Raw genomic sequence first — 25,848 nt, forward strand, 5'->3', positions numbered from 1 at the left:
TTGCGCCCTGCTGTGGGAGCGGATGGTCTGCCCCGTCCCGCTGTTGCCGTTCAGCCGTCGAGGCGCCGGTGCCAGTGGCGAGCTGCCTCCCGGTCCAGCACGTAGGCCCGCACGGTGCCCTGCAGGCGCTGCTGGCTGGCCAGGGCAGCGGACCCGTCGAGGGAGCCGAGGAAGTCGGCGGTGAGGTTGAGCAGCAGCTCCTGCACCTGATGCGGTTCCACCCCGACCAGCTCCTCGCCTAGCTGCAGCAGCGCGGGGTTGTCGTCACCGAGGCGCACCACCGAGAAGTGGCTGCCTCCCTCCACCATCACCAGCCGGCTGCGGGGGTTGTGCTGCTGCAGGAACAGCTCCAGCTGCTCGCCCACCGGCGGCGTGACCAGATCAAGGCCGCCACCCACCATCAGCAGCGGCGTGCCGTTGAGGCGATCGAGGCCGCGGCCTGGCCAGAGCAGGCTTCCGAAGGGATTGAAGCTCACCACCGCCGCCACCGGGTCGCGCCCGTCGCCGCTGCCCACCTTCGGCAAGGGCACCTCCGGCAGCTGGCATTGCAACAGCCGCGAGAGGTTGTTGAGCGGGATCCCTCTCATCGCCTGCTTGCAGCGCTGGTCGAGGCCCGCCACGGGTCGGGCGCCTCCGGCCATCAGAGCCGACAGCCCACCGAGCGAATGGCCCAGCAGCACCGCGGAGGAGCCCAGGGGCGGCAGCCGGCCGTCCTGCTCGGCTTTCAGCACCGCCTCCACATCCGCCAGGCGGGCGGGGAGCGTCTCGGCGCCGGGGGGCGGGCGCTGCCCATCGAGCAGTTGCCGCACGACGTGTTCGTCGCTGCTGGGGTCATCGATCAGCAGCACCGGGTAGCCGCGCTCCGCCAGCCCGCGGGCCAGCCAGTTCAGCTGGGCGCCGCTGCTGCCCAGCCCCGGCATCACCAGCAGGTAGGTGCCACGAGCGGGCCCCACTGCCTCCCACAGCTCGATCTTGAGGGGGTCGGGCCGGTGGGTCACCGCCAGTTCCAGCAGGCGGGGCATGGGAACGGCGCCGGTGGGCTGCAGGGCCGGCGCCCGTGCGGTGCTGGGGGTGGCGGTCAGGGGCAGTCGCAGCTGACGCAACTGCCTCAGGGCCTGGCCCTGCAGTTCCACCTGCCGGCGCCATTGCTGCGCCAGCTTCAGCACCTCATCCACCTCCAGGGTGAGCCGGGGGGTGGGCACGGCCCGCAGCAGGCTCAGCGGGGTGACCGGTTCCGGGCGTTGCAGCAGGCCGCGGAGTGTGTTCACCAGCAGAGGGCCGCTGCCGCTCTGGTCGGTGCTCAGCAGTGCCCCCATCTCCTCGACCACCTGCCGGCCCGCCCAGCTCTGGATCAACTGCAGAGCCAGGTCGCGCTCCTCCAGGATCGGCGTGAGCAACAGGCGCCGCAGATCCTCGCGGCTGCGGGGGTCGAGCAACTCGAACCACACGCCCAGGTCGTTGCCCCGGGAGCCGGGATCACGGCTCCAAGCCTCCAGCTGGCCGATGTCGATCGGCAGCGAGAACCCGTCGAGCCGAACGATCAGTTGATCTGCGGCCTTGGCCGGACTGCCCCCCCCGACCAGCAGACTGGTGAGAAGCACGAACAGCGGTCGGAACCGGTTTGACACGACGTCGCGCAGGGGCAAGCGGCCTCGGCTGGTTCCTCCAGTTTCCCGCGCCCCTGCAGCAATTGTGCTGGATGCGGCTGCTGAGCGGCCTTGGCGGCGGCGGCGTGATCTATCTCACCGCTGTGGTGTTCCACAACGCCGGCTTCTCCGCCACCGCGGTCGGGCAGGGGCTGGCGGCAGCCGCATTGGCCGGTACGGCCGGTCGCTTGCTCTGCGGCTGGTGGCTCGACCGCGGCCGCTCCTGCAATGGCCCGATCGTGCTGGCCGCCTTGATCTCGGTGCTGGCCGACGCGCGCCTGTACAGCGCCACCAGCTTCCCCGCCTACATGAGCGGGCAGATGCTGATCGGACTGGCCCTCGGGCTCTGGTGGCCCGCGATCGAGCTTGCCGTGACCCAGAGCTGCGCGCCGTTGCCCTCCAGCCGCGCCTTCGCGTTGGTGCGCACCGCTGATGCGCTTGGTATCGCCACCGGCGTGCTGCTCGGCTCCGGGCTGGCGGCCCTTGGCCGCTTGCGGGGCATCTTCCTCGTCGACATCGCCTGCATGGTCGTGCTGCTGAGCCTGCTGCTGCGCCGGCCGCTGCCGCCGGCACCAGTCCGCAGTGCCGACATCCGACTCGATTCCTGGCAGGGATGGGTGCGGCCCCTGCTGCCCCTGCTGGCGATGACGGTGCTGTCCACCGGCATGGTGGCCCTGCTGCAGGGCGCCCTGCCCCTGGATCTGGTGCGAGGCGGGCTGGCCCGCCCTCCCCTGCCGGAGAGCACCGGTGCCCTGCTGCTTGCGCTGCAGCTGGGGCTCCTGCTGGCCCTGCAATGGCCGCTGGGGCGCTGGCTGTCAGAGCGTTCGGTGGCCTTCGGGCTCGGACTGAGCCTGCTGGGCTTCGCGCTCGGCAGCTCCCTGCTGGCCTTCTCCAGCCTGGGCTGGCACAGCCTCACGGTGCTGCTGCTGGCCCAGCTGCCGCTGGCGGCGGCTGTGGCCGCCTTTCTGCCCACGGCCACCGAAGCGGTGGTGGAGATCACGCCCCCCGCCCATCAAGGCATGGCCATGGCGCTGTTCTCGCAGTGTTTTGCGCTGAGTGCCTTCGTAGCGCCGCAGGTGGCGGGCCTGTTCCTCGATCAGCAGCGGCATGGGGGCGGCCTCTGGCTGGCGATGGCGGCGCTCTGCCTGCTGGGCCTCACCCTGGTGCGTCCCTTAGCCCGCGTCCACCCCCACGCCAGCCCCTCCAGTGTGATCTGAGGCCCCGGCCCCGCCAGGGGCGGGCCGGGAGATCCAGCCCTGCTGCTCGTGAGGCAGGGGCTCGGTGCCGTACTCCCAGTCGTCGTAGTCGGGGTCGTTGCGGATGCGCTGGTGCAGTTCCTTCTGAATGTCGAAGTTGTGTGCGCCGGCATTGCGCGCACCGGTGGCGGATCCCGCACCTCGGTCAGGGGGCGCCGCGGTGGCGCCTGTGACCTCGTCCAGCGGCGGCTCAGCGGCAGGCAGATTTGCAGGCGCTGCCGCGCTGCCAGCAGAGGGCTCCTGGGAGGGGTTCATCAGGCTTCGCCTCGTCGGACACCATTCTCGCCGAAGGCGGCCGCCGCCCCGGTCACGGAAGCCAAAGAGGAGGGCGGCTCAATGCTCTGCGCCTGCATCAGCCGCCGAAACGTCTGCTGAAGTTGAAACCGCTTCAGACGTTGAACAGGAACTCCATCACGTCGCCTTCGGCCACCACGTACTCCTTGCCCTCGCTGCGCAGCCAGCCTCGGTTGCGTGCTTCCGACAGGGAGCCCGCTTCGATCAACTGCGCGTAGGCCACGGTCTGGGCGCGGATGAAGCCCCGTTCGAAATCGGTGTGGATCACGCCGGCGGCCTGAGGCGCGGTCATGCCGGCTGTGATCGTCCAGGCCCGGGTTTCCTTTTCGCCGGTGGTGAAGTAAGTGCGCAGGCCGAGCAGCTGATAGGTGGCGCGGATCAGGCTCTGCAACCCGCCCTCGCTCACCCCCAGCCCGTCGAGATAGTCGGCGCGCTCGGCTTCGCCGAGTTCAACGAGTTCCGCCTCCACCTGCGCCGAAATCCGCACCACCTCAGCCCCTTCACGCTGGGCAAGGGCCACCACGGCCTCGCTGTGGCCGTTGCCTGCCGCCAGGTCGTCTTCCGACACGTTGGTGGCGTAGATGATCGGCTTGAGGGTGAGCAGGCCGAGCGGACGGATCGTCTCGCGCTCGTCGGCGCCGAGGGCAACCCCGCGTGCCGGTGCGCCGGCTTCCAGCGCAGCGGCGATGCGGCCCAGCACCTCGTCTTCTGCCTGGGCTTCCTTGCTGGTGCGAGCCTGCTTCTTGAGCCGTTCCCGCCGCTTCTCCACCTGGGTCAGGTCAGCGAGAGCCAGTTCCAGATTGATGATCTCGGCGTCCTGGGCGGGATCCACCTGACCAGCCACGTGGATCACGTCGTCGTCCTCAAAGCAGCGCACCACGTGCACGATCGCGTCCACCTCGCGGATGTTGGCGAGGAACTTGTTGCCGAGCCCTTCGCCCTGGCTGGCGCCCTTCACCAGGCCGGCGATGTCGACGAACTCCACCCGGGTTGGCACGATCTCGCGGGAACTGGAAACGTCTGAGAGCATTTTCAGGCGCCCGTCGGGCACCGCCACGGAGCCCACGTTCGGCTCGATCGTGCAGAACGGAAAGTTGGCGGCCTGGGCCTGGGCGTTGGCCACCAGGGCATTGAAGAGGGTGGATTTGCCCACGTTGGGCAGCCCCACGATTCCGGCTTTAAGCATGGGGCTAAATCTAAACGGCGCCCCCCGGGCCTCCCATGGCCACGTTTTTCGCCGCGACCATCAAGACTGGTTACAGCGACCGCTGACCGTCATTCCCCGCTCCGACCTTCGCCCTGCGCCGGTGCTGACACCGCCCCAGGAACAACCGGTCCCGGCCGCCCCTCGCCGGCCCGGTCCCAAAAAGCGGCGCTGGCCTCTCTGGGCAGGGGTGGCCGCGGCAGTGCTCGTGATCGGCGGTGTGGCCCTCTGGCAGCGCCAGCGCAGCACCACCCAGCAGCAGCAGTCGCTGGCCGCCTATGTGGTGAAGGCCGAGCGCGGCAGCCTGCCGGGCATCGTCACCTCCAGCGGGGAGCTGGAAGCGGCCCGCAGCGTCAACGTCAGCCCCAAGCGGGGCGGCGTGCTCGCCGACCTGTTCGTGGATGAGGGCGATCTCGTGCAGGCCGGCCAGCCGATCGCTCTGATGGACAGCGGTGACCTTCGCGATCGGGAGAATGAACTGCTGGCCCAAGAGCGGCAGGCGGCCGCCGAGTACGCCCGCAGCCGCTCGGAGTTCGAACGTCGCCAGAAGCTGTATCAGCAGGGCGCGATCAGTCAGGACGACATCGTCAGCTTTCGCACCCGCATGCTCACCAGCAAGGCGGCCCTTGATGCAGCCCGGCAGCGCAACGCTCAGCGGGACGTTGAACGCGGCGAGCTCACGATCCGCGCCCCCTTCAATGGCGTGATCACCCAGCGGTTCGCCGACCCCGGAGCCTTCGTCACCCCCACCACCTCCGCCTCCGCTAACGCGGGCGCGTCCAGTTCATCGGTGGTGGAGCTCGCCCGCGGCCTGGAGGCGGTGGCCAAGGTGCCGGAAAGCGACATCGGCCGCATCCGCCTCGGCCAGATCGCCACCGTGCGGGTGGATGCCTTCCCGGACCGCCGCTTCACCGCGCGCGTGCGCCAGATCGCCCCCCGGGCGGTGAAGATCAACAACGTCACCTCCTTCGATGTGAAGCTGCTGTTCACCGATCCCCACAGCGAGCTGAGGATCGGCATGACCGCCGACATCGACTTCAAGACCGGCACCCTGCCGGCTCAGACCCTTGTGCCCACTGTGGCAGTGGTCACCGAGGAAGGGCGGCCTGGGGTGCTGCTGGTGGGCAAGAACAACCAGCCCACCTTCCAGCCGGTGACGCTCGGCTCCAGCAGCGGCCGAAACACCCAGATCCTCTCCGGCCTCAAACCGGGTACCCAGGTGTTCATCGATCTGCCTCCCTGGGCAAAGAAACGCCCCGGCAGCTGAATCCCACTCCGATCAGGCCCACTGCCAGCTCAGGCCAGTGGCCAGCTCAGTTCCGTTCTGCCAGGAAGGCACGGCAGGCCGCCACGATCCTGCCGCTCGCCTGGCCGTCCCCGAAGGGGTTGTGAGCCATGGCCATGGCCGCGTAGGCCGCAGGGTCGTCGAGCAGGCGCCCGGCTTCCGTGGCGATCGCTGCCGCATCGGTGCCGATCAGGCGCGCCGTGCCGGCAGACACCGCTTCCGGACGTTCCGTGGTGCGCCGCAGCACCAGCACCGGTTTGCCCAGGGCTGGGGCCTCTTCCTGCAGGCCGCCGGAGTCGGTGAGCAGCAGCGTGCAACCGCGGATCGCTCCCACCAGCTCGTCGTAATCGAGCGGCTCGGTGAGAAAGGCCCGCGGGTGATCGCCCAGCATCTTCTGCAGGGGTTCCCGAACGGTGGGGTTGCGGTGCAGCGGAAGGAGCAGGGCGGTGTCGGGGTGTTGCTCCAGCAGTCGCAGGAAGCCATCACCGATGGCGAGCAGACGCTCTCCCCAGTTCTCCCGGCGGTGCACGGTGGCCAGGATCACCCGCTGCTGGGTCCAGTCGAGGCCAGGAAGCTGCAGCAGCGGCGCCTGCTTCGCCATCAGCAGCAGCGCATCGATCACAGTGTTGCCCGTGACCAGCACCCGGCCCACCACCCCGGAGGCCAGCAGGTTCGCCTCCGACACCGAGGTGGGGGCGAAGTGCAGTTGGCCGATCTGGGAAATCAGCCGGCGGTTGGCTTCCTCGGGGAAGGGGTCAAGCAGGTTGTCAGTGCGCAGGCCGGCTTCCACGTGCCCCACGGGGATCTGCTGGTAGAACGCCGCCAGAGCGGAAGCGAAGGCGGTGGTGGTGTCGCCCTGGACGAGCACCAGATCCGGCCGGTGCTCAGTGAAGTCCTGCTCCAGCCCCATCAGGGCGGCGCAGGTCACGTGGGTGAGCGTCTGGCGGGGCGTCATCAAGGCCAGGTCGCGATCAGCGGTGAGGCTGAAGAGCTCCATCACCTGCGCCACCATTTCCCGATGTTGGCCGGTGAGCACCACCCGGGTGCGAAAGCCTTCGGCTTGTTGGAAGGCGCGGATCACCGGTGCCAGCTTGATCGCTTCGGGCCTGGTTCCCAGCACGATGCTGACGAGCGGAGCGGTGGTGATCAAAGAGCCCATGCGGGGGTGTCGATCCTAAGGAGAGCCGGTGTCGCATTCACGTGGCGGAGCATCCCCGTACCGATCAGCAGCTGCATGTGAACTCAGGCGAGTACTTGCCCCAAAATGGCTGCAATGCTGTCCAGCCGATGACCAGTTCCCTGTTTCCCCCTAGCTCGGTGCCTGCGCCCGACTCCCACCCCGCCGGCGTGGATGGTGTAGATCCGGCCCCAGCGCCACCACGGCCATCCGTGGCTACGCCCTGCACACTGGAGGAGGTGGTGCGCGTGGCTTTTGAGGCCAAGTGCTCAGATGTGCACCTCGGCGTCGGTGAGGAACCGCGGTTGCGCTTTCGCGGCGATATGCAGATGACCGGTTGGCCGATCATCACGAACCAACGGTTCTCGGAGTGGCTGAATGAGATTCTCTCTCAGGAGGATCGTCAGGCTTTTCGCAGCGATAAGGAATTCGACGGATCACATTCTTTCGGTTTCGTGAGGGTGCGGATCAACCTCTTTGAATCGCTTCTTGGCCCAGCCATGGTGCTGCGGCTTATCCCCTTTGAGGTCCCCACACTGGAATCCCTTGGGTTTCCGGATGTCTTTAAGCATCTTCTCAAGTACACCAAGGGCCTGATCCTGATGACAGGCCCCACGGGCTGCGGCAAATCCACCACTCTAGCCGCAATGATCAATTGGATGAATTCAACTCAGTCGAAGCACATCCTCACCATTGAGGATCCAGTTGAATTCGTTCATGTCAGCAAATCCTGTCTGGTGCGGCAGCGTGAGATCGGCCACCACACAAAGTTGTTCTCCACTGCTCTGCGGGCGGCATTGCGGGAAGATCCTGATGTGTTGCTGATCGGGGAGATTCGCGACCAGGAAACCCTCTCCACTGCCTTGGAGGCTGCTCAGACCGGCCACTTGGTCTTCGGCACGCTCCACACTAACTCCGCCGTAAAAACCGTTGAGCGGATGCTGGGTATGTTTCCGTCCGAAGAACAAAAATCAATCCGCACAAGTGTGGCCGAATCGTTGTTGGCGGTGATCTCGCAGGGGCTGCTCAAGACGACTGAAGGTGGCCGAATCGCTTACCACGACATTTTCATCAACACCGATGCCTGCCGGGATTACCTCCTTCGCGGCGAATTCGACGAGGTGGAGGAAATCATGAAACGCAGTTCGTTTGAAGGCATGAAAACATTGAACCAGTCCCTTCTTGAGCTGGTAGTGGCAGGCAAAGTGAGTGCGGATGAGGCGTTGGCCGTGAGCCTCAAGCGTGGTGAGCTCTCCCAGGCCCTACGAGGCCGCGAATAGGGCGGAGTCCACTGGCAAAACGTTTGTTGACTTGGCCTGGCTCAGTGGGCCCTGGCCAGGCGGAGAAGCAGCAGGGTGGCGATGCCCAGCGAGAGCCCGAGCATGGCCAGGCGGCCATTCCAAATCTCGGCTTGGGGGGTGAAGCCCCGGCGCCAGGCGTTCAGCTCTTCCGGCCCCACTTCAACGGGCTGGCTGGAGCCGAGCCCCTCAGCAGCGGCTGGTGATGCTGCAAGAGAGCTGTTCGGCAGCAGTGCATTCTCTGTGGTGTCAGCTGAAGCCATCCACCCCCTTAACAACGGGTTCGGCCACCATAAAGGGATCAAAAGCAAGGCTGTTGCTCGTAGAGCGCGTCGCTTTGCTGCAATGGCAGGCGGGCCGCCACACCCAGGGCCGTGCTGCTGCTGGATCCGGCGGCAAGCCGCTGGGCTGCTGCCACGCCGATCATGGCGGCGTTGTCGGTGCAATAGGCAAGTGGTGCCCGGCGCCAGTGCAGCCCCAGCGCGCCGCAGCGTTCCTCCAGCCGCTGGCGCAGGCGTTGGTTGGCGGCCACCCCGCCCACCAGCACCAGGGTGCCGAGTCCCTCGTCGCGGGCGCAGCGGCAACTGCGCTCCACCAGCACGTCGACCACGGCCAGTTCGAAGCTGGCGGCCACATCAGCCAGGTCCTGCGGAGCCAATTCCCCAGTTGAAGGCGGATCCGCCGGCCCCGCGGCACCGGTGCCGGCGCGCAGCGACTGCACAAGGCGGAGTACGGCCGTCTTCAGCCCGCTGAAGCTGAAGTCGTAGGGGTGGTAGCCCCCTTCCGGCCTCGACACGCGCCCTTTCGGCAGTGGAAAGCGCAGGGGATCCCCCAGCGCTCCGGCCGCCTGGATCGCCGGACCGCCGGGATACCCCAGCCCAAGCAGCCGTGCCACTTTGTCGAAGGCCTCGCCGGCCGCGTCGTCGTGGCTGCGGCCAAGCCGCCGGTAGTGGCCGGCGCCGTCGACGCGGATCAGCTCGGTGTGGCCGCCGCTCACCAACAGCACCAGGAACGGACCCTCCGGCAGGGGGTCTCCCAGGTGGACGGAACAGAGATGGCCTTCGAGGTGGTGCACCCCCACGAAGGGACGATCGTGCAGCCGCGCCAGCGTGCGGGCTGTGACCGAGCCCACCAGCAGGGCCCCCACCAGGCCCGGCGCCACGGTGGCGGCGATGCCGTCGAGGTCGGCGAAGCCGAGGCCGGATTCGGCCATCACACTGGCGATCAACTGGGGCAGCGCCTCCACGTGCCGCCGCGAGGCAATCTCGGGCACCACACCTCCCCAGCGAGCATGTTCGGCGATCTGGGAAGCCACGGCACTGGCGAGCACCTGCTCGCCGCGCACCACGGCCGCCGCTGACTCGTCACAACTTGTTTCGACGGCCAGAACGGTGTTCAAGTGCCTCCATGGCCTCCCTTACTCTCCGCAAGTGACATCCTGCCCGCTGGCAGGCCTTTCCCCGGATCCGGATACGATGCGCCGCCTTTTCGCCGTTCTGATTTCCGCCCTGCTGATCTTCGGCTTCGCCCCTGTGGCCCATGCCGATGTGGCCGGGCTCACCCCCTGCTCCGAAAGCCCCCGCTTTCAGCAGCGTGCCGCCGCCGCTGCCACTCCGCAGGCCAAAGCCCGCTTCGAGATGTACAGCCAGGCCGTGTGCGGCACCGATGGCCTGCCCCACCTGATCGTTGATGGCCGCTGGAGCCATGCCGGCGACTTCATGATCCCTGGCATCGCCTTCCTCTACATCGCCGGTTGCATCGGCTGGGCCGGTCGCGTGTACCTGCAGGCCATCCGTGGCAGCAAGGACGCCACCATGCGCGAGATCCAGATCGATGTGCCCCTCGCCCTGAAGAGCACCATCGCTGCAGCCACCTGGCCTCTGGCGGCCTTCAGCGAATTCACCAGCGGCAAGCTGCTGGAATCCGATTCCAAGGTCACCGTTTCACCGCGCTGAATCTCGGTTCAGTCGACCAACCCCTCTGTTCTCCATCCGGAGCACGCCCATGAAGAAATTCCTCACCACAGCCCCTGTTTTCGCTGCGATCTGGTTCACCGTCACCGCCGGAATCATGATCGAATTCAATCGCTTCTTCCCGGATCTTCTGTTCCATCCCCTTTGATCCGCTGGCCTCCAGCCGGAGGCTCTGAACGTCACAAGCGGCCGTAAAGGCCGCTTTTTTGTGACTTGCACGTTGTGGCTGGCGCTGGAGCTTCAGCTGCCGGCCAGTTGCAGCAGGGCTTCCAGCTCGCCGATGGCGGTGTCCAAGTCGCCGTTCACCACCACGGCGTCGAACTCAGCGGCGGCCGCCAGTTCCTCCCGGGCCCGGCGCAGGCGCCGTTCGATCGCGCTGTCGTCGTCGGTGCCGCGGCCGCGGATGCGCCGCTCCAGTTCCTCCAGCGACGGAGGTTCGATAAACACCTGGAATCCCTGCGGGAAGCTGCGCCGCACCTGGCGGGCCCCCTCCAGTTCGATTTCCAGCAGCACCGGTTGCCCCTGGGCCAGATGCTCGCTGACGGGCGCCCGTGGCGTGCCGTAAAGGTTGCCGGCGAATTCCGCCCACTCCAGCAGCCCTTCGGCAGCCACCTGCTGCTCGAACTGCTCCCGGCTCATGAAGAAGTAGTGCTCCCCGTCCTGTTCGCCGCTGCGGGGCGCGCGCGTGGTGGCGGACACAGACAGCCAGATCTGCGGATGGCGCCGGCGCAGCGCGGCCACGAGTGTGCCCTTGCCCACGCCGCTGGGGCCGGTGATCACCGTGAGTTGTCCCGGACCCGCCGCTGCTGCCTTTGTTGCTGCCATTGCCACTGCCGCTGCCTCCGCCATCAGGCCCTCGCACGTGAGCCAGCAGAGTAAGGGGCATCCCTGTCCACGCGGTTCCCTTGACCTCCCGGACGCTCCAACCCATGGACGTCACCACCTTGCGGGCGGTGCTTGCCGAGCTGCGGCCGCAGCTGTTGCCCAGCCGCTTCGAGAAGGCCCAGCAGCCCAGCGCCCACAACCTCCAACTCGGCTTTCGCGCACTTGATGGTCGTCACTGGCTGGAGCTGAGCTGGTGGGCGGATGCGCCGCGCCTGCTGCCGATCGACCCTCCCGCCCGGCGCGGTGAGGGCAGCACTCTGGCCCAGCAACTGCAGCACGGCCTGGGCGGCCTGGCGCTGGTGGCGATCGATCAGCACGGCTGGGAACGGGTGGTGGAGCTGGGCTTTGCCCCCCGCCCCGGTGAGGCGATCTGCCGCACGCTGGTGGTGGAGCTGATGGGCCGCCACAGCAACCTCTTCCTCCTGGATGGCCAGCGTCGGGTGGTGGCCCTGGGCCGCCAGGTGAAGCCGAACGAATCCCGGCTGAGGCCGATTGCCAGCGGCGACACCTACAGCCCGCCGCCGCCCCTGCAGGCCGATCCCCCCGATGCCGGCGAAGCTCTGTGGCACTGGCGTCGGCGCCTGCAGCTCCTGCCGCTGCCGCTGGGCAAGGCGCTGCTGCAGAGCTACCAGGGGATCAGTCCTGCCCTGGCCCTGCAGTTGGCCGGCGATCATCCCGACACATCCACGGCGCTGCTGAAGCTGCCGGTGGAGCAGCTCAGCGAGCTGCAGTGGAGTGCCCTCTGGGTGGCCTGGCAGCAATGGCTGGGCGACCTGGCGGCGGACCGCTTTGGCTTCGTCACCGGTGGAGCCACCGCCTACCGCTGCTGGGGCGCCGAGCTGGCCGGCCCGGTGGGGCGCCCGCTGGCGCAGCTCTACGACCGGCAGCTGACAGCCCAGGCCTTCCAGCTGCGCCACGATCAGCTGCAGCGGCGCCTGTTCACGGCCCGGGATCGCCAGAGTGCCCAGCGGGCCGAGCAGCAGGCGTTGCTGGAGCAGGCCGCCGGCTGCGACCAGTTGCGGCGGCAGGCGGATGCCCTGCTCTGTCTGGCCGACCCCAGCCGCGAGCAGGTGGCTGAGGCACAGGCTCTCTATAAGAAGGCGCGCCGCCTGCAGCGCTCCTCCGCCGTGATCACCACCCTGCTGGAGCGTCACGACCTGCAGCTGGAGCGCATTGAGGCCAGCCTGGCCTTTCTGGAGCTGCACCGGCCCGAGGAGACCACCCCCCATGCCCTGCGCGGGGCGCTGGAGGATCTCGCCGCCCTCGAAGACGACGTGGAGGAACTGCTCAGCGTCGGCGGCCGCGAGCGGGACAAGGGACGAAGCAAGGCGCGCGCCCGGCGGCATCCCCTGCCATGCCAACCGCTGGAGTTCCTCACTGCCGGAGGGCTGCGCGTGCAGGTGGGCCGCAACCATCGCCAGAACGAATGGATCAGCCTGCGGCAGGCGCGGCGCGGTGATCTCTGGTTCCATGCCCAGGAGTGCCCGGGCAGCCACGTGATGCTCAAGAGCTCGGAAGCTCCCGCCACCGACGCCGACCTGCAGGCGGCGGCCGATCTGGCCGCCCGCTTCAGCCGTGCCCGCGGCAATGCCCGTGTGCCCGTGGTGATGGTGCCCAGCGACCAACTGCAGCGCATTGCCGGAGCCGGACCCGGCACCGTGCGCCACCGGGGCGGCGAGGTGGTCTGGGGCGATCCCGGCCGCGGCGCCACCCTGTGCAGTCGCTCCTTAGGCTCAGCTCCAGCGCCTGCGCCATGAGCGACTCCCCCCTCCCCGCACCTCCCCCACCGATCCGGGTGCCACCGGCGGATGAGTTTCCCGCCGAGGTGGAGATGAGCCTTGTGGACCACCTCGAGGAGTTGCGGCGGCGGGTACTGCGCAGCCTGCTGGCGGTGGTGGTGGCGGCCGGCGGCTGTCTGCTGCTGGTGAAACCGCTCGTTCGGCTGCTGGAACTGCCCGCCGTGGGCATGCGCTTCCTCCAGCTCGCCCCGGGTGAATTCCTGTTCGTGTCGATCAAGGTGGCTGGTTATGCCGGGCTCACGCTGGCGCTGCCCTACGTGCTCTACGAGGCGCTGGCCTTCGTGCTGCCGGGGCTCACGCGCCGGGAGCGGCGACTGGTGGCGCCAGCCGTGGCGGGGTCGGCGGTGCTGTTCGCCGCAGGGCTTGCCTTCGCCTGGTGGGCGCTGGTGCCGGCGGCGCTGCGGTTCCTGGTCAGCTACGGCGCGGATGTGGTCGAGCCGATCTGGTCGATCGAGCGCTACCTCGATTTCGTGCTGCTGCTGATGGTGGCCACTGGCCTGGCCTTTCAGCTGCCGGTGCTGCAACTGCTGCTGGGTGCCTTCGGCCTGATCCGCTCCGAAGCCATGTTGAAAGCCTGGCGCTGGGTGGTGCTGGTGGCGGCCCTGGCCGGCGCCGTGCTCACTCCTTCCACCGACCCCGTCACGATGCTGCTGCTCACCGGCTCGATCACGGCCCTGTTCCTGGTGGGTGTGGCCCTGGTGGCCCTCACCGAGCGGCTCCGGCCTGCGGCCAGCGGCGCCTGAGGCCAGGTTCAGAGCAGGAATTCACTGCTGCGCCCGCCCTCGGCCGGCTCCAGGGTGAGGCTCATCGCCCGTCCCAGTCGGGGTTTGTCGCGGGTGGTGGTGAGCCACTGGCGCACCTGATCGGCCACCCCGAGGCCGTTGAGCAGCTCGATCAGCTCCTGCAGCTTGGCCTCATAGCCCTCGGCATCGAGTGGAAAGGACTGCTGCTCCAGGTAGGCCCACATCACCTGCAGGTAGAGGCGGCCGCGCCGCTGTACAAGCTGGAGGTCGTAGGACGCGTGCCAGCGCTCACGCAGCACCTGCAGCACTTCATCGAGCCGGAGGGGGGCGAAGCGGCCGCTGGAGCCGGGCTCAGCAGCCGGATCAGGCAGGGACACGGCGGCGAGGGTGAGGACACTCCACAACAGCATGTTGCGCCGCAGGCGCAAGCTGCGTCCTGGCAAAACGTGACGGCCAGGGCAACGTCCATAATGGGCGCCTCGTTGCTTCGGCACCCAGGAACGTTCCGTATGACCCAGATCCCAGTGAGCGATGTGCCCGGAATGGGCCGTCGTCAGTTCATGAATCTGCTGACTTTCGGCTCCGTCACTGGTGTCGCACTGGGTGCTCTCTACCCCGTCGCCCGCTACTTCATTCCCCCCCGGCCCGCCGGCGGTGGCGGTGGCACCACCGCCAAGGATGAACTGGGCAACAACGTCACCGCCTCGGGCTGGCTCAGCACCCACAAGGAGGGTGACCGCAGCCTCGTGCAGGGCCTGAAAGGTGACCCCACCTACCTGCTGGTGGAAGGTCCCGACGCCATCGGCAGCTACGGCATCAACGCCATCTGCACCCACCTGGGTTGCGTGGTGCCCTGGAACAGCGGTGCCAACAAATTCATCTGCCCCTGCCACGGGAGCCAGTACGACCCCACCGGCAAGGTGGTGCGTGGTCCTGCTCCGTTGTCGCTTGCCCTGGCCAACGTCTCCGTCGAAAGCGACAACGTTTTCCTGAGCACATGGACCGACACCGATTTCCGCACCGGTGAAAAGCCCTGGTGGGCCTGATCGTCCGACCGTCCATCTCCTCCCGTCGCCCGTCCGCCCACCCCATGCGCCGCACCCTTTCCCTGCTGCTCTCCACCGTCCTGGCTTCGGCCGCCCTCTTCCTGGCGCCATCTGCCTCCTGGGCCTACCCCTTCTGGGCCCAGCAGAACTACGAGAGCCCCCGCGAAGCCACCGGCAAGCTCGTCTGTGCCAACTGCCACCTCGCCAAGCTGCCCACCCAGGTGGAAGTGCCCCAGGCCGTGATGCCTGACACCGTGTTCAAGGCGGTGGTGAAGATCCCCTACGACACCAGCGTTCAGCAGGTGGCCGCCGATGGCAGCCGCACGGGCCTCAACGTGGGTGCGGTGCTCATGCTCCCCGATGGCTTCACCCTTGCTCCCGCTGATCGTCTCAGCGACGAGCTGAAAGAGGAAACCGCCGGGGTCTACGTGACCCAGTACAGCGACGACAAGCCCAACATCCTGCTGGTGGGCCCCCTGCCGGGTGATCAGCACCAGGAGATCGTCTTCCCGATCCTCTCCCCCGATCCCGCCACCGACAGCGCTATCCACTTCGGCAAGTATTCGGTGCACGTGGGTGGCAACCGTGGCCGTGGCCAGGTGTACCCCACCGGTGAGAAGAGCAACAACGGCGTCTTCACAGCTCCTGCCGCCGGCACCGTGAGTGCCATCACCGCCGGTGAGAACGGCGCCAGCGTCGTGGAGATCCGCACCGCCGACGGCACCACCGTGAGTGAAACCATTCCGGCTGGCCCTGCCCTTGCTGTGGCTGTGGGCGATGACGTGGTGCTCAACGGACCCCTTTCGGAAGATCCCAATGTGGGCGGCTTCGGTCAGCTGGATTCCGAGATCGTGCTGCAGAACCCTGTGCGCATCTACGGCATGCTCGCTTTCTTCGCCGCCGTTGCTCTCGCCCAGATCATGCTGGTGCTGAAGAAGAAGCAGGTGGAGAAAGTGCAGGCTGCCGAAGGCGTCTGAGGCTGACCCCCATCTGCTGAGCCGTTTCCCTTGGCGCTTCTTCCCCCAGCCCTGCCGACGGCAATGTTCACTTCACCGGGGCCCCTGCTCTTCCAGCTGGGGCCTTTCTCCCTGCGCTGGTATGGCCTGCTGATTGCCGTGGCGGTGCTGCTCGGCCTGATGCTCTCCACCAGGCTGGGCCGGCGGCGCGGCATCGAGCCGGCCATGATCGCCGACCTTCTGCCGATTCTGGTCCTTGCTGCTGTGCTCGGTGCCCGCCTCTACTACGTGGTGTTGGAGTGGCGCCAGTATCAGCTCAACTGGCTGGATGCCCTGGCCATCTGGCAGGGGGGCATTGCCATCCATGGCGCCCTGATCGGCGGCTCACTGGCGGTGGTGGTCTACTGCCGCTGGCGCAAGCTCGCCTTCTGGAATCTGCTCGATGTGCTCGTTCCCTCGGTGGCCCTGGGCCAGGCGATCGGCCGCTGGGGCAACTTCTTCAACTCCGAAGCCTTCGGCCTGCCCACGGATCTCCCCTGGCGGCTGTTCATTCCAGCGGTGAACAGGCCGGCCACCTTCGTCGACGAGCAGTTCTTCCACCCCACCTTTCTCTACGAATCGCTCTGGAACCTGGCGGTGGTGGCGTTGCTGCTCACCTTGTTCCAGCTTGGTTCGCGGGGCCGCATCGCGTTGCCTGCCGGGGCGCTCAGCTGCATTTACCTGATCAGCTACAGCCTGGGCCGCTTCTGGATCGAAGGACTGCGCATCGATCCGCTCTGCCTGTTCTCCACCCCGCCCTTCTGCGAAGGCGGCCTGCGCATGGCGCAGCTGATGAGCCTGCTGCTGATCGCGGCCGGATCGATCGGCCTGATCTGCTTCTACCGCGGAGCCCGTCGCCTTCAGAGCGAGTCTGGCCCCAGTGAACCTTTCCAGGGCACCAACCCTTGACCACTTTCCCCAGCCAGCCGGAAGCCACCCCGTCGGAACCGGCGGCGGTCACGATCGTGGGAGCAGGGCCCGGCGCCCCTGATCTGCTCACGCTGCGGGCAGCCCGTGCCATCGAAGCGGCCGAGGTGCTCGTCTGGACCGATTCCCTGGTGTCGCCCCAGATCGCAGCCCTGGCCCCGGCGAGCGCTGAACGGATCCGCACCAGCACCCTCACCCTCGAGCAGGTGCTTGAGGTGCTGATCGAGCGGGCCCGCGCCGGCAAGCGGGTGGTGCGACTCCACGATGGCGACCCCTGCCTCTACGGGGCACTGGCGGAGCAGGTCAGCAGGCTCACCGAGGCGGGCCTGGTGGTGGAGGTGGTCCCGGGTCTCAGCGCCTATCAGGCCACGGCGGCAGCGCTGCAGACTGAGCTCACCATCCCCGGCCTGGTGCAGACGATCGTGCTCAGCCGGGCTTCCGGACGCACCGGCGTGCCGGAGAAGGAATCCCTGGAACGCCTGGCGGCCCTGGGGGCCTCCCTCTGCCTGTATCTCAGCGCGCGCCATGTGGAAGAGGTGCAGGAGGTGCTGCTGGCGCACTACGCCGCCGACACCCCGGTGGCGATCGGCTACCGCGTCAGCTGGCCCGACCAGTGGATCACTGTGGTGCCCCTGAGCGAGATGGCGGAAACGAGCCGCCAACGCCAGCTGATCCGCACCACCCTCTACGTGGTAAGCCCTGCTCTCGACGCCCCCCAGCAGGCCCGCTCGCGTTTGTACTCCTCCTCCCACACCCATCTGTTTCGCCCCGGTGGGAAGGGACTGCCTGTCGATCAGGCCGCCAGCGACTGCGGGCAGCTGGCTGAATCCTCCCCCGCGTCCTTGCCGTAGAGCTCGGCCTCAAAGCGTTCGCGGGCGAAGCGGCAGCCGCTGCGCGCCACGATCGCCTCGAGATCCAGTGCTGCCACCCCCAGGCAGCAGGTGCCTCCCGGCGATGGCGTCACGTTGAACACCAGCCCGGGCCCGGCTTCGATCCTCACCTCCCCGAGCATCAGCTTGCGGGCCTGCTTGTCGATCAGCTGGGGGCGCACCCCTCCATAGCCTTCGGCGAAGCTCAGGTCATTGAGCGCCATGCCGGGAACGATCTTGCGCACATCGCGCAGAAACAGCCGTCGCCGCAGCCAGGGCACCTCGAACAGCAGGTTGCGCACGATGTAGGCACGGATGTCGCTGTTGCCGAGCAGTTGCCACAACACCGCCAGCACGGCCAGATCGAGCCTGAGCACCTCAAGGAATTCGAAGAACGAGCCGAGCCGGTAGCGCTCGAGCAGGGGCAGCAGCAGCGCGGTGGGGCCGAAGCGCGTCTGGCCGGGAGCTCCCACATCGGGGTCCCCGTGCAGGGCGGCGAAGGGCAGCTTGTCGTTCTGCACCGTGTAGACCTTGCCGTTCAACAACTCGGGGGTGAAGTAGAAGCTGCCGGCCACCGGCAGGCAGGAGTAGCGCAGTCCGTGGCCCATGCGCTGGGCCATCAGCAGGCTGTGGGCGCCGGCATTCACCACCACATGCCGCGCCCGCCAGAGCTGGCGGCCCGCCGCCTTGCTCTGCGTCTCCACCAGAAATGTCTCGCCCTCGGGGGTGATCGTCTCCACGCTGGTGCCGAGGGCCAGGTCGATGCAGCGCGCGCTCCCCTCCACAGCGGCGTGGGCCTGGCGCACGAACGCGGCCGAGAGCGCTTCGTAGTCGACGGCGGTGGCGGCCTCGCGGATGCCGATCGCCACCATTTCCTCGCTGCGTGGCACGCCATTCACCAGCGCCACCGCTGGCTCCCAGGCGGCGATGTCCTCTTTCTCCAGCAGTTGCATCGCCGGAAAGTGAGGCGAAAACAGTTCAAAGCGCTGGCGCAGGCTGGCGCATTCCCGCTCGCCCACCCCCAGCACCATTTTCGGGGTGCGGAACAGGCAACGCTCACGCTCCTCGCCCTCCAGCAGGTTGCCGAAGCGCACGACCATCTCAGCCGTGCGCTTCACCCGCAGCGCCTTCTCCAGGGTGTAATTGGTCTCGATGTCGCCGCAGTGGATCGTCTGGCTGTTGCTGGTGGCCTTCGAGTTCACCTGGGCCAGCTGTTCATAGCGCTCGATCAGCGCCAGCCGGGGCAGGTCGGTGTAGCGGGCGAGCTCGAAGAGCAAGGCCGTGCCACAGACCCCACCACCCACCACCAGCACGTCCACCTCCCGCGGGGTCGGAGCCTTGGCGGTCTCTGTTCCCTGCCCCGCAGGCTGGGGGGAGGTTGAGGCCGGGGCGGACGCACGGATCGGAGAGACAGAAGACACGCGGTAGCGGCGAAACAGAGGGTGCGCAGGCCATGTTCGCCGATCCTGTGCAGGCGGGCGTAGCCATTGGCGGAGCGCTTCAACGGGCTGCATTGAGCACCGCAATGGCGCCGGCGAGCATCAATGCGGCGGCGGGCAGCCGCAGCCCGCCCCGCGGTTCGTCCAGCAGCGTGACGCCCACCGTGGCGCTCATCAGCGTGCTCAGGCGCTTGATGGCGATCACATGCACCACGGCGGTCTGGCGCAGCGCCTCCATCTGGCAGACCATGCCCACCGCCCCGGTGAGACCGCAGAGCAACACCAACAACAGCAGCCCCTCAGAGGTCGCTGCCGCAGCCAGCCGTGCGGTGCCCCCTCCTGAGCCGGTGAGCTCGGGGGCCAGCAGCGGTACAGCCACCACCAGGTTGAACAGCACCACCCAGGTGAGCGAGCCGCCAGCGTTCACCCCCACCTTGTCGAAGGCGGCGCCGAGGCCCCACAGCACGGCCACCAGCAGCATCGAGCGTGCCCCCGGACTGCTCAGCAGGGGCAGGCCACCACCCGTGCCGCGGCCCAGCAGCAGGGCTCCCAGCACCAGCAGCGCCACACCCGCCAGGGCCGCCGGTGCTGGCCGCTCCCCCAGCAGCCACCAGCCGCTGAACAGCAGCACCAGGGGCGAGAGGTTGATCAGGGGCAGCACCAGGCTGAGGTCGCCGCGGGCGAGGGCGCGCCCGTAGGCCCAGAAGGCCAGGGCGTTCACCAGCCCCCCGGCAGCCAGGGCCAGCAGCAGACGGGTGCCGTCGCTGGGCCAGCCGCCTCCGCCTGGGGCCAGCAGCAGCCATGGCAGGGTCAGGGCGGCACTGATCAGGCAGCTGAGGCCCATCACCCGCGCCGCCGTCCAGCCGCTGCGCTGTAGCAGGCGGCGGACGGCCAGATCGCGGCCGCTTTCGCAGCAGGCCGTGAGCAGGGCCAAGGCGGGCCAGGGAAGCAGCAAAGGAAGCGGGGGAAGGACAGGCTGGGTGGCGCCGCCCGTGTTTTAAGATCCAGAGGTGCGGGCGATTAGCACAGCGGTAGCGCACTTCCTTCACACGGAAGGGGTCACTGGTTCGAGTCCAGTATCGCCCATAACTTCTCCACTATTTCCCTAGTCAATTCTCCGGAAACTTTCAATTGTTTTGGTCCGGGAGAGGCCAGCTCAGTCAAGCCAGCACTGGATTTCCCACCAGGCTGGCGTGCAACAGATCCATCACCTGGAGGATCTGGTCGTGTTGGGCGGCGGGGATGGTGAGGTGGCTGGCCAGATCCTCGAGGATCCGCTGTTCCTCGGCCACCAACTCGCCGTCGGAGCGCATGATCTCGGCAGCCACGGTGAAGGCCGTGAGTCGCTGCCGCGGATCCAGCACGGCGGAGGCATGCTCCATGAGCTGGCGGCAGCCTTCCAGGCGCAGCTGGGCCAGCAGGCGGTCGAACAGCTGGATCATTTCAGCGTCCGACATATGGCGGAAGGGTTCGCGGTAATCGAGCGCATGGCGCAGAGCACGCGAGCCTGCCTTGGTGAGCACCCCATCCCAGGACACGGCCGCCAGCGCCACGGCCACGAAGGCGGTGGGTGAATCCATTGGTTGCATCGCGTTCATCACGTCCTGTGCTGGGAGCTGCGCCATTGCCTTCAGCGGAGTCATGGCGGTGATCGAAGCCAACGCCATTGCGGCCGCTCAGGCAGGCCTCCATCTGTCATGGCGAACGGCTGGGGCCTGTGGTGTGAGCTCCGCTACCAAGCGCCACCAAGCTCAGGATTCCACCACAAGCCGCAGGCCGGCGGCTTCCGCCAACGGCTCCCGGCAGGCCGCCAGGCTCCAGCGCTCCAGGCTGAGATCCTGGGCTGGATCGGCGGAGATCAGGCCGATGCGCAGCTCGCCGCCACGGCAGCGGATGCGCAGGTCGTCCACGGCCGGCACCGGCCGCCGATCCAGCGAGGTGGCCAGCCGCAGCAGCAGCGCCATCGCATTCACCGTGCGCCGCTGGTCACGGCCGGGGATCTGCAGCCAGGCCTCGTGGCGCTTTTTCGGCAGGCTCTTGCGGTGGTAGCGGGCGATCGCCGCCACCATCAACTGCTCGCTTTCGGAATAGCCCAGCAGGTCGCAGTGCCGGATCAGATACCAGCTGTGCTTGTGGTAGGCGCTGATGTTGATGTGCTGGCCGCAGCTGTGCAGCAGGGCGGCGGCCCAGAGCAGTGCCCGCCCGTTGCCGGCGTCGTCGTGCAGCACGCCGCGGGTCTTGTCGTAGAGCAGCAGGGCCTGCTTGGCCACGTGTTCGGCGCGGCGCTGGTCGACCCGGTAACGCCGGGCCAGATCGAGCACGGTGCGCTGCCGGATGCCGCTCTGGTAGGCGAAGCGGTCCACGATCAGGTCGTGGCGGAGCATCCAGTCGACGATCAGGCCCTCGCGCAGGGCCCGCTCACTGATCACCAGTTCCCGCACCTGCAGCATCGCCATCGCCTGCTGCAGCACCAGGGCCCCCGGCACGATGATCTCGGCCCGGCGTTCATTGATCGGTGGCAGCGCCTTGCGTTGCTCCAGGGTCAGCGTGGCCAGCTGGTTCACCTGGGCGTCGATGCGCTCCCGGCTCACCCGGTAGCCCTGCAGCCGCGTCGGCGGGCGCTCCTCGCTGGCGGCACAGAGCGCGGCCAGGGCCAGGGCCGTGCCGCTCGTGGCCACCATCACCGGTCGCTCCCCCCGCCGTAGCCGCCGCTTCACCCGGTCCACCGCCGGCTCCAGTGAGCCCTGGATGAAGGCCCGCAGAAAACTGAGCCGTTCCGGCGTCACCGGATCCTGGGTGATGAAATCCCGCTGCAGCCGCACCGCACCCAGCCGCGTGCTGGTGAGCTCCCTGGCATCACGGCCGTCGGCCAGGATCAGCTCCGTCGATCCGCCGCCGATGTCGAGGATGAGGTGGGGGTCATCGCCGAAGGCCATGCCCGAGAGCACGCCCAGGTAGATCAGCCGGGCTTCCTCAGGGCCGCTCACCAGCTCCACATCAAGGCCGAGCTGCTCCTGCACCGCCTGCACGAACTGGCGGCCGTTGGGGGCCTCTCGCACGGCACTGGTGGCGGCAGTGAGGATCTGCTCCACCCCGTGGCTGGTGGCGAGCTCGCGGCAGTGACGCAGGGCCAGGAAGGCGCGCTCGATCGCCGCCGTGCTGAGGTCGCCCGTTTCCGGATCGCGCTCGCCCAGGCGGGTGGTGGATTTTTCCGCCTGCACCACGCGGAAGGTGCGCAACACCGGGTCGACGGCGGCGATCAGCAGGTGGATGGAATTGGTGCCGATGTCGATGGCCGCCACGTGGCGCAGACCAGACCCTTCCGGGCGCTGCTCGGCGGCCTCCGGCAGGGCCTCCAGAGCGGCCGGCTGAGCCGGCGCCTCTGTCTGAGCCGAGTCAGTCGCTGAGGCGCTCAGCGTCGCCGCTGCGGGAGAAGGATCGGAACGGGCCATCAGCCGTCGGAACCGGCGCAGTCGGCGTCACTTTGCCATTGCAGGGCCGGTGAACCCCGGTTCTACGCTCCCTCCATGCACATCCTCGGAGCCCTGCGGGGGTGGATCGAGTTGCTGCGCTGGCACAAGCCCAGCGGTCGACTGATCCTGCTCATTCCGGCCGGCTGGGCCCTCTGGCTGCTGCCGCAGGGTCCGCCTCTCCCCTCGCTGGTGGCCTTGATCGTGGTGGGAGGCCTGGCGGTGAGCGGCGCGGGCTGCGTTGCCAACGACCTCTGGGACCGCCGCATCGATCCGCTGGTGGAGCGCACCCGCACCCGGCCCCTGGCCAGCGGCCGGGTGCGGGTGGCCAGTGCCGTGCTGCTGCTGCTGCTGTGCCTGCTGCTGGCCCTGGCGGTGGTGCTGTTGCTGCCACTGCCCGGGCGGCAACTGTCGCTGCAGCTGGCGCTGCTCGCCCTGCCACCGGTGCTGCTCTATCCCTCCGCCAAGCGCTGGTTTCCCTTCCCCCAGCTGGTGCTCGCCCTGTGCTGGGGCTTCGCGGTGCTGATCCCCTGGGCCGCCGCCAGCGGCAACCTGGCCGGCGGCTGGCCGCTGCTGCTGGTCTGGCTGGCCACCCTGCTGTGGACCTTCGGCTTCGACACCGTCTACGCCATGTCGGACCGCAGCGATGACGCGGCGCTCGGCATCCGCAGCAGTGCGCTCACCCTGGGTGCGGCCGCCCCCGGCGCCGTGGCCCTCTGCTATGGGCTCACGTCGCTGCTGCTGGCCACCGCTGCCGCGCTGCAGACAGTGAGCTGGCCCTTCTGGCTGCTGTGGGCTGCCGCCTCGCTGGGCATGCAGAGCGAAGCCTGGCGCCTGCGGGGTACGCCGCCGCGCTCCCGCTTCGCGCAGCACTTCAGCCGCCAGGTGCTGCTGGGCGGGGTGTTCTGGTTGGCCTTGGTGGTCGGGAGGCTGCCGTGAGCGCCGCCGGCCCGCTGCCAGCTCTGCGGCGCGGTGATCGCGTGCGTCTGGTGGCGGCCAGCTCCGCCCTGGCTGAGCTGGGCCGCCTCCAGCAGGGGGTGGCGGTGCTGCAGAGCTGGGGCCTCACGGTGGAGATGCCCTTCGATCCCGCCCGTCGCTGGGGCTATCTGGCCGGCCACGACCAGCAGCGCCGCGCCGATCTGCAGCCGGCGCCGCTGCTGGCCTGCGTGCGGGGCGGCTGGGGCGCCGCCCGCCTGCTGGAGCAGCCCCTGCCGGAGGCCGACGGCTGGCTGCTGGGTTTTTCTGATGTGACCTCCCTGCTCTGGGCCCGCCAGGCCCGTGGCCAGGCGGGCGGGGTGCATGGGCCGCTGGTCACCACCCTGGCGGCTGAACCCGATTGGAGCCGCGAGCGCCTGCGGGCGCTGTTGTTCGGCGAGCCCTTGCCCCCCCTGACCGGGGACACCTGGTGTGCGGGGGTGGCGCAGGGTCCGTTGCTGGTGGGCAACCTCACGGTGGCCACCCACCTGCTCGGCACGCCCCACCTGCCGGCACTCGACGGCGCCATCCTCGTGCTCGAGGACGTGGGCGAAGCGCCTTACCGGATCGAGCGCATGCTCACCCACTGGCGCCTGTGCGGCGCCCTGCAGCGGTTGGCTGGCATCGGTTTCGGCAGTTTCGAGGCATGTGAAGACCCCGAGAGCGAGACGCCGGCGGCGGGGGTGGCGCAGGCTCAGGCACTGCAAGACATGGAACCGCAAGCCGAGGGCCCTGACCTTCAGAGGCCCCAGGCTGCGTCCCAGCGCTTCAGCCTCGAGCAGGTGTTGCGGGAGCGCACCGCCGACCTCGGCATTCCCGTGCTGGCGGGCCTGCCGCTGGGGCATGCGCCCGGCAATGGGGCCCTGCCGCTGGGCGTACGCGCGCGGCTGGGTGACGGCGTGCTCAGCCTGCTGCCCTAGTGGCAAGCACCGCTGCAGCAATGGTGAGATCGAAGGGGGTGGTGAGCTTGATGTTCGAGGGGGGGGCCTCGATCACGCCCACCGGCCAGCCTAGCCGCTCGAACAGGGCCGCGTCATCGGTGACGCTCCAGCCCGCCTGCTCCGCCTGGGCATGGGCCTGGCGCAGCCGCTCAAGCGGAAAGCCCTGGGGGGTCTGGGCTGCCCACAGCTCGCTGCGGTCGGGGGTGGAGAGAATGACCTGCTGCCCGTCCACCCGCTTGATCGTGTCGGTGACGGGGGTGGCGGCGATCACGGCCTCGCCGGCGTGCACGCGCGCGGCACAGCGGCGGATCAGCTCCGGTTCCACCAGGCAGCGGGCTCCGTCGTGGATGAGCACGGCGCCTGCAGCGGCGGGCAGGGCCGCCAGCCCGCGGCTCACCGATTCCTGGCGTGTGTCGCCCCCTTCGATCCAGCGCACGGGGCGATCGGGCTGCGCCGCCGCGATCATCGCCTCCACATCCGCCTGATCCACGGGTTGGCCCACCACCCCGATCCACTGGATCGCCTCACAGGCCAGCACCGCGTCCAGGGTCCAGGCGAGCACGGCGCGCCCGGCCACGGGGAGCAGCAACTTGTTGCGCTGCGACCCCATACGCCTGCCGCTGCCGGCCGCGGCGATCAGCAAATGCACAAGCGGCTCCCGAACACATCGAAATCGGATCAGATTCATACAATCAGCCCGCCCGAAACCCGATCGCTGCCGCCTGATGCGAGTTCTGTTTTTGATCCCGGGCAGCGGCGCCACCCAACTTCAGGCCATGCCGGCGGTGGCCGCCACCGCCAGCCAGCTGGGGGCCACCGTTCAGGTGGCCTGCCCCCCGGCCCAGGTGTCCATCTGGAAGCTGCTGCCGGCCGTGGAGAAGGTGCTCCCTTACAGCTTTGACACCGGCGTCAGCCTGGCGGACTGGGCCAACCTGCTCGGCGCCGTGCGCGAGCCCGATTTCCAGCTCTGCCTCAACCTCTCCTCCGGCTGGCCGATCGATCTGCTGCTTTCCCTCACTCACATCCCCACCCGCATCGCCGCCGGCGGCTTCTCCGCGACCGTGCGGGTGCCTGCCCCAGGCACGGCCGGATCCGTCAACGGCAGCCAGTCGCCCACCGGCGGCTGGCCCAACCAGCAGTACGAGAGCTGGCTGCGCCCGCTGGAGATCCCGCTCGATGCTGAGGTCTTCCGTCTGCGGCTTAAGCCAAAGGCGCTGGAAGCCGCTGCCGCCGCCCTGCCGGCGGGGGATGGTCCACTGCTGCTGCTGGCGCCCAGGCCGGCGGCCGCCGCTGCCGACTGGCCTGCTGCCCACTGGCAGGCGTTGCCGGAGGCGATCCGCTCCCGCCTCCCCAACCTGCGCGTGGTGACGCCCCCGGCTGGGGCCACGCCGCAGGAGCTGGCGGCCCAGGTGGCTGCCGTGGATGTGGTGCTCAGCAGCGACCCGGTCATCACCGAACTGGCCCTGCTCACGGCCACGCCGTTGGTGGCGCTGGGTCGCAGCAGCGACAGCCTGCCGCCGCGTCAGGGGGTAAAAGCGGTCGGTATCCCTGGATCCCTGGATCAGCTGAGCGTTGCCGAGGTGCTGTTGGCGTTGGGGATGGCTTGATCCTGCGGTCACGGTCCCG

27 protein-coding genes and 1 tRNA gene are annotated in these 25,848 nt (G+C 68.5%); 15 read left to right on the forward strand and 13 right to left on the reverse strand.

Annotated features, from left to right (window positions below):
- Positions 1 to 50: 50 nt before the first annotated feature.
- Entirely contained in the window at positions 51 to 1,601 is a 1,551-nt protein-coding gene (locus tag CJZ80_RS01355) for an alpha/beta hydrolase (protein ID WP_233132701.1), read from the reverse strand.
- Between the two features lie 20 nt (positions 1,602 to 1,621).
- Here CJZ80_RS01355 and CJZ80_RS01360 point away from each other — a divergent pair, with 20 nt between their 5' ends.
- Positions 1,622 to 2,863 carry an MFS transporter gene (locus CJZ80_RS01360; protein WP_233132702.1) on the forward strand — a complete coding sequence of 414 codons (1,242 nt, stop codon included), beginning with the start codon at positions 1,622 to 1,624 and terminating at the stop codon, positions 2,861 to 2,863.
- Here the strand turns inward: CJZ80_RS01360 and CJZ80_RS01365 are convergent.
- Complete coding sequence (locus CJZ80_RS01365; protein ID WP_094510278.1) at positions 2,819 to 3,157, reverse strand: hypothetical protein; 339 nt, start codon at positions 3,155 to 3,157, stop codon at positions 2,819 to 2,821. The genes CJZ80_RS01360 and CJZ80_RS01365 overlap by 45 nt on opposite strands.
- Before the next feature lie 133 nt (positions 3,158 to 3,290).
- Positions 3,291 to 4,382: a redox-regulated ATPase YchF gene (ychF, locus tag CJZ80_RS01370; protein ID WP_094510279.1), complete on the reverse strand. Its 1,092-nt coding sequence runs from the start codon at positions 4,380 to 4,382 to the stop codon at positions 3,291 to 3,293.
- A 208-nt stretch (positions 4,383 to 4,590) separates the two neighbouring features.
- On the opposite strand from ychF, the gene CJZ80_RS01375 reads away from it, so the two are divergent.
- Positions 4,591 to 5,667, forward strand: a complete 1,077-nt coding sequence (locus CJZ80_RS01375) for an efflux RND transporter periplasmic adaptor subunit (RefSeq protein ID WP_315856314.1) — start codon at positions 4,591 to 4,593, stop codon at positions 5,665 to 5,667.
- A gap of 46 nt (positions 5,668 to 5,713) precedes the next feature.
- On the opposite strand, the gene wecB is transcribed toward CJZ80_RS01375, so the two are convergent.
- Entirely contained in the window at positions 5,714 to 6,835 is a 1,122-nt protein-coding gene (wecB, locus tag CJZ80_RS01380) for a non-hydrolyzing UDP-N-acetylglucosamine 2-epimerase (protein ID WP_369802964.1), read from the reverse strand.
- 137 nt (positions 6,836 to 6,972) lie between these two features.
- Between wecB and CJZ80_RS01385 the strand changes: the two genes are divergently transcribed.
- Complete coding sequence (locus CJZ80_RS01385) at positions 6,973 to 8,142, forward strand: type IV pilus twitching motility protein PilT (RefSeq protein WP_094510281.1); 1,170 nt, start codon at positions 6,973 to 6,975, stop codon at positions 8,140 to 8,142.
- Positions 8,143 to 8,183: 41 nt separating this feature from the next.
- Here the strand turns inward: CJZ80_RS01385 and CJZ80_RS01390 are convergent, their stop codons facing one another.
- Both CJZ80_RS01390 and tsaD read right to left on the reverse strand, forming a co-directional pair.
- Positions 8,184 to 8,423 carry a hypothetical protein gene (locus CJZ80_RS01390; protein ID WP_094510282.1) on the reverse strand — a complete coding sequence of 80 codons (240 nt, stop codon included), beginning with the start codon at positions 8,421 to 8,423 and terminating at the stop codon, positions 8,184 to 8,186.
- A 38-nt stretch (positions 8,424 to 8,461) separates the two neighbouring features.
- Positions 8,462 to 9,559, reverse strand: a complete 1,098-nt coding sequence (tsaD, locus tag CJZ80_RS01395) for a tRNA (adenosine(37)-N6)-threonylcarbamoyltransferase complex transferase subunit TsaD (protein ID WP_094510283.1) — start codon at positions 9,557 to 9,559, stop codon at positions 8,462 to 8,464.
- Between the two features lie 76 nt (positions 9,560 to 9,635).
- On the opposite strand from tsaD, the gene CJZ80_RS01400 reads away from it, so the two are divergent.
- Together CJZ80_RS01400 and psaJ are read left to right on the forward strand one after the other, a co-directional pair.
- Positions 9,636 to 10,115: a Photosystem I reaction center subunit III gene (locus CJZ80_RS01400; RefSeq protein WP_094510284.1), complete on the forward strand. Its 480-nt coding sequence runs from the start codon at positions 9,636 to 9,638 to the stop codon at positions 10,113 to 10,115.
- Positions 10,116 to 10,164: 49 nt separating this feature from the next.
- Entirely contained in the window at positions 10,165 to 10,281 is a 117-nt protein-coding gene (psaJ, locus tag CJZ80_RS01405; RefSeq protein ID WP_011935127.1) for a photosystem I reaction center subunit IX, read from the forward strand.
- A 92-nt stretch (positions 10,282 to 10,373) separates the two neighbouring features.
- Here the strand turns inward: psaJ and gmk are convergent, their stop codons facing one another.
- On the reverse strand, positions 10,374 to 10,958 hold the full coding sequence (gene gmk / locus CJZ80_RS01410; RefSeq protein ID WP_094510285.1) for a guanylate kinase: 585 nt from the start codon (positions 10,956 to 10,958) through the stop codon (positions 10,374 to 10,376).
- 104 nt (positions 10,959 to 11,062) lie between these two features.
- On the opposite strand from gmk, the gene CJZ80_RS01415 reads away from it, so the two are divergent.
- Together CJZ80_RS01415 and tatC are read left to right on the forward strand one after the other, a co-directional pair.
- Positions 11,063 to 12,775 (forward strand): NFACT family protein, encoded by a 1,713-nt coding sequence (locus CJZ80_RS01415; protein ID WP_094510286.1) that lies wholly within the window; start codon positions 11,063 to 11,065, stop codon positions 12,773 to 12,775.
- Positions 12,772 to 13,560: a twin-arginine translocase subunit TatC gene (gene tatC / locus CJZ80_RS01420; RefSeq protein ID WP_094510287.1), complete on the forward strand. Its 789-nt coding sequence runs from the start codon at positions 12,772 to 12,774 to the stop codon at positions 13,558 to 13,560. Before CJZ80_RS01415 ends, tatC begins: the two co-directional genes overlap by 4 nt.
- Positions 13,561 to 13,568: 8 nt before the next feature.
- Here tatC and CJZ80_RS01425 read toward each other — a convergent pair whose 3' ends face one another.
- Positions 13,569 to 13,970, reverse strand: coding sequence for a DUF3067 family protein (locus CJZ80_RS01425; RefSeq protein WP_094510445.1), 402 nt, complete (start codon positions 13,968 to 13,970; stop codon positions 13,569 to 13,571).
- 99 nt (positions 13,971 to 14,069) lie between these two features.
- Between CJZ80_RS01425 and petC the strand changes: the two genes are divergently transcribed.
- The 4 genes from petC to cobM all read left to right on the forward strand — a co-directional run bounded on the left by petC (position 14,070) and on the right by cobM (position 17,379).
- Complete coding sequence (gene petC, locus CJZ80_RS01430; protein ID WP_094510288.1) at positions 14,070 to 14,606, forward strand: cytochrome b6-f complex iron-sulfur subunit; 537 nt, start codon at positions 14,070 to 14,072, stop codon at positions 14,604 to 14,606.
- 44 nt (positions 14,607 to 14,650) lie between these two features.
- Positions 14,651 to 15,583: a cytochrome f gene (petA, locus tag CJZ80_RS01435; protein WP_094510289.1), complete on the forward strand. Its 933-nt coding sequence runs from the start codon at positions 14,651 to 14,653 to the stop codon at positions 15,581 to 15,583.
- 63 nt (positions 15,584 to 15,646) lie between these two features.
- Positions 15,647 to 16,510 (forward strand): prolipoprotein diacylglyceryl transferase, encoded by an 864-nt coding sequence (lgt, locus tag CJZ80_RS01440; RefSeq protein ID WP_094510290.1) that lies wholly within the window; start codon positions 15,647 to 15,649, stop codon positions 16,508 to 16,510.
- Positions 16,507 to 17,379, forward strand: coding sequence for a precorrin-4 C(11)-methyltransferase (cobM, locus tag CJZ80_RS01445; protein ID WP_094510291.1), 873 nt, complete (start codon positions 16,507 to 16,509; stop codon positions 17,377 to 17,379). Before lgt ends, cobM begins: the two co-directional genes overlap by 4 nt.
- Here the strand turns inward: cobM and CJZ80_RS01450 are convergent.
- Positions 17,322 to 18,818 (reverse strand): FAD-dependent oxidoreductase, encoded by a 1,497-nt coding sequence (locus CJZ80_RS01450; protein ID WP_233132704.1) that lies wholly within the window; start codon positions 18,816 to 18,818, stop codon positions 17,322 to 17,324. The two genes, cobM and CJZ80_RS01450, sit on opposite strands and share 58 nt — an antisense overlap.
- A gap of 79 nt (positions 18,819 to 18,897) precedes the next feature.
- Complete coding sequence (locus CJZ80_RS01455) at positions 18,898 to 19,770, reverse strand: EamA family transporter (RefSeq protein ID WP_233132705.1); 873 nt, start codon at positions 19,768 to 19,770, stop codon at positions 18,898 to 18,900.
- An 80-nt stretch (positions 19,771 to 19,850) separates the two neighbouring features.
- On the opposite strand from CJZ80_RS01455, the gene CJZ80_RS01460 reads away from it, so the two are divergent.
- Positions 19,851 to 19,922, forward strand: a tRNA-Val gene (locus tag CJZ80_RS01460).
- Between the two features lie 74 nt (positions 19,923 to 19,996).
- Here the strand turns inward: CJZ80_RS01460 and CJZ80_RS01465 are convergent.
- Both CJZ80_RS01465 and CJZ80_RS01470 read right to left on the reverse strand, forming a co-directional pair.
- A complete protein-coding gene (locus CJZ80_RS01465; protein ID WP_369802965.1) occupies positions 19,997 to 20,503 on the reverse strand; it encodes a tellurite resistance TerB family protein in 507 nt (168 codons plus the stop codon).
- Positions 20,504 to 20,587: 84 nt separating this feature from the next.
- On the reverse strand, positions 20,588 to 22,288 hold the full coding sequence (locus CJZ80_RS01470) for a Ppx/GppA phosphatase family protein (RefSeq protein ID WP_094510294.1): 1,701 nt from the start codon (positions 22,286 to 22,288) through the stop codon (positions 20,588 to 20,590).
- Positions 22,289 to 22,363: 75 nt separating this feature from the next.
- Between CJZ80_RS01470 and CJZ80_RS01475 the strand changes: the two genes are divergently transcribed.
- Positions 22,364 to 23,245, forward strand: coding sequence for a 4-hydroxybenzoate polyprenyltransferase (locus CJZ80_RS01475; RefSeq protein WP_094510295.1), 882 nt, complete (start codon positions 22,364 to 22,366; stop codon positions 23,243 to 23,245).
- Positions 23,242 to 24,201, forward strand: coding sequence for an LD-carboxypeptidase (locus CJZ80_RS01480; RefSeq protein ID WP_233132706.1), 960 nt, complete (start codon positions 23,242 to 23,244; stop codon positions 24,199 to 24,201). Before CJZ80_RS01475 ends, CJZ80_RS01480 begins: the two co-directional genes overlap by 4 nt.
- Here CJZ80_RS01480 and ispD read toward each other — a convergent pair.
- The gene (ispD, locus tag CJZ80_RS01485; RefSeq protein WP_094510296.1) at positions 24,185 to 24,871 is read right to left on the reverse strand and encodes a 2-C-methyl-D-erythritol 4-phosphate cytidylyltransferase; all 687 of its coding nucleotides are present in this window, start codon (positions 24,869 to 24,871) and stop codon (positions 24,185 to 24,187) included. The two genes, CJZ80_RS01480 and ispD, sit on opposite strands and share 17 nt — an antisense overlap.
- Before the next feature lie 76 nt (positions 24,872 to 24,947).
- Between ispD and CJZ80_RS01490 the strand changes: the two genes are divergently transcribed.
- A complete protein-coding gene (locus CJZ80_RS01490; RefSeq protein WP_094510297.1) occupies positions 24,948 to 25,829 on the forward strand; it encodes a glycosyltransferase family 9 protein in 882 nt (293 codons plus the stop codon).
- Positions 25,830 to 25,848 lie beyond the last annotated feature (19 nt).

Origin of the sequence: Synechococcus sp. MW101C3 (assembly GCF_002252635.1) — a bacterium.
In the GTDB taxonomy this organism is placed as follows: domain Bacteria; phylum Cyanobacteriota; class Cyanobacteriia; order PCC-6307; family Cyanobiaceae; genus MW101C3.

Bases quoted from the DNA above. Each gene is read 5' to 3' on its own strand.
- CJZ80_RS01365 (WP_094510278.1), bottom strand. From the start codon at position 3,157: ATGAACCCCTCCCAGGAGCCCTCTGCTGGCAGCGCGGCAGCGCCTGCA.
- ychF (WP_094510279.1), bottom strand. From the start codon at position 4,382: ATGCTTAAAGCCGGAATCGTGGGGCTGCCCAACGTGGGCAAATCCACC.
- CJZ80_RS01385 (WP_094510281.1), top strand. From the start codon at position 6,973: ATGACCAGTTCCCTGTTTCCCCCTAGCTCGGTGCCTGCGCCCGACTCC.
- CJZ80_RS01390 (WP_094510282.1), bottom strand. From the start codon at position 8,423: ATGGCTTCAGCTGACACCACAGAGAATGCACTGCTGCCGAACAGCTCT.
- CJZ80_RS01400 (WP_094510284.1), top strand. From the start codon at position 9,636: ATGCGCCGCCTTTTCGCCGTTCTGATTTCCGCCCTGCTGATCTTCGGC.
- psaJ (WP_011935127.1), top strand. From the start codon at position 10,165: ATGAAGAAATTCCTCACCACAGCCCCTGTTTTCGCTGCGATCTGGTTC.
- gmk (WP_094510285.1), bottom strand. From the start codon at position 10,958: ATGGCAGCAACAAAGGCAGCAGCGGCGGGTCCGGGACAACTCACGGTG.
- CJZ80_RS01415 (WP_094510286.1), top strand. From the start codon at position 11,063: ATGGACGTCACCACCTTGCGGGCGGTGCTTGCCGAGCTGCGGCCGCAG.
- tatC (WP_094510287.1), top strand. From the start codon at position 12,772: ATGAGCGACTCCCCCCTCCCCGCACCTCCCCCACCGATCCGGGTGCCA.
- CJZ80_RS01425 (WP_094510445.1), bottom strand. From the start codon at position 13,970: ATGCTGTTGTGGAGTGTCCTCACCCTCGCCGCCGTGTCCCTGCCTGAT.
- petC (WP_094510288.1), top strand. From the start codon at position 14,070: ATGACCCAGATCCCAGTGAGCGATGTGCCCGGAATGGGCCGTCGTCAG.
- petA (WP_094510289.1), top strand. From the start codon at position 14,651: ATGCGCCGCACCCTTTCCCTGCTGCTCTCCACCGTCCTGGCTTCGGCC.
- lgt (WP_094510290.1), top strand. From the start codon at position 15,647: ATGTTCACTTCACCGGGGCCCCTGCTCTTCCAGCTGGGGCCTTTCTCC.
- CJZ80_RS01465 (WP_369802965.1), bottom strand. From the start codon at position 20,503: ATGGCGTTGGCTTCGATCACCGCCATGACTCCGCTGAAGGCAATGGCG.
- CJZ80_RS01470 (WP_094510294.1), bottom strand. From the start codon at position 22,288: ATGGCCCGTTCCGATCCTTCTCCCGCAGCGGCGACGCTGAGCGCCTCA.
- CJZ80_RS01475 (WP_094510295.1), top strand. From the start codon at position 22,364: ATGCACATCCTCGGAGCCCTGCGGGGGTGGATCGAGTTGCTGCGCTGG.
- CJZ80_RS01490 (WP_094510297.1), top strand. From the start codon at position 24,948: ATGCGAGTTCTGTTTTTGATCCCGGGCAGCGGCGCCACCCAACTTCAG.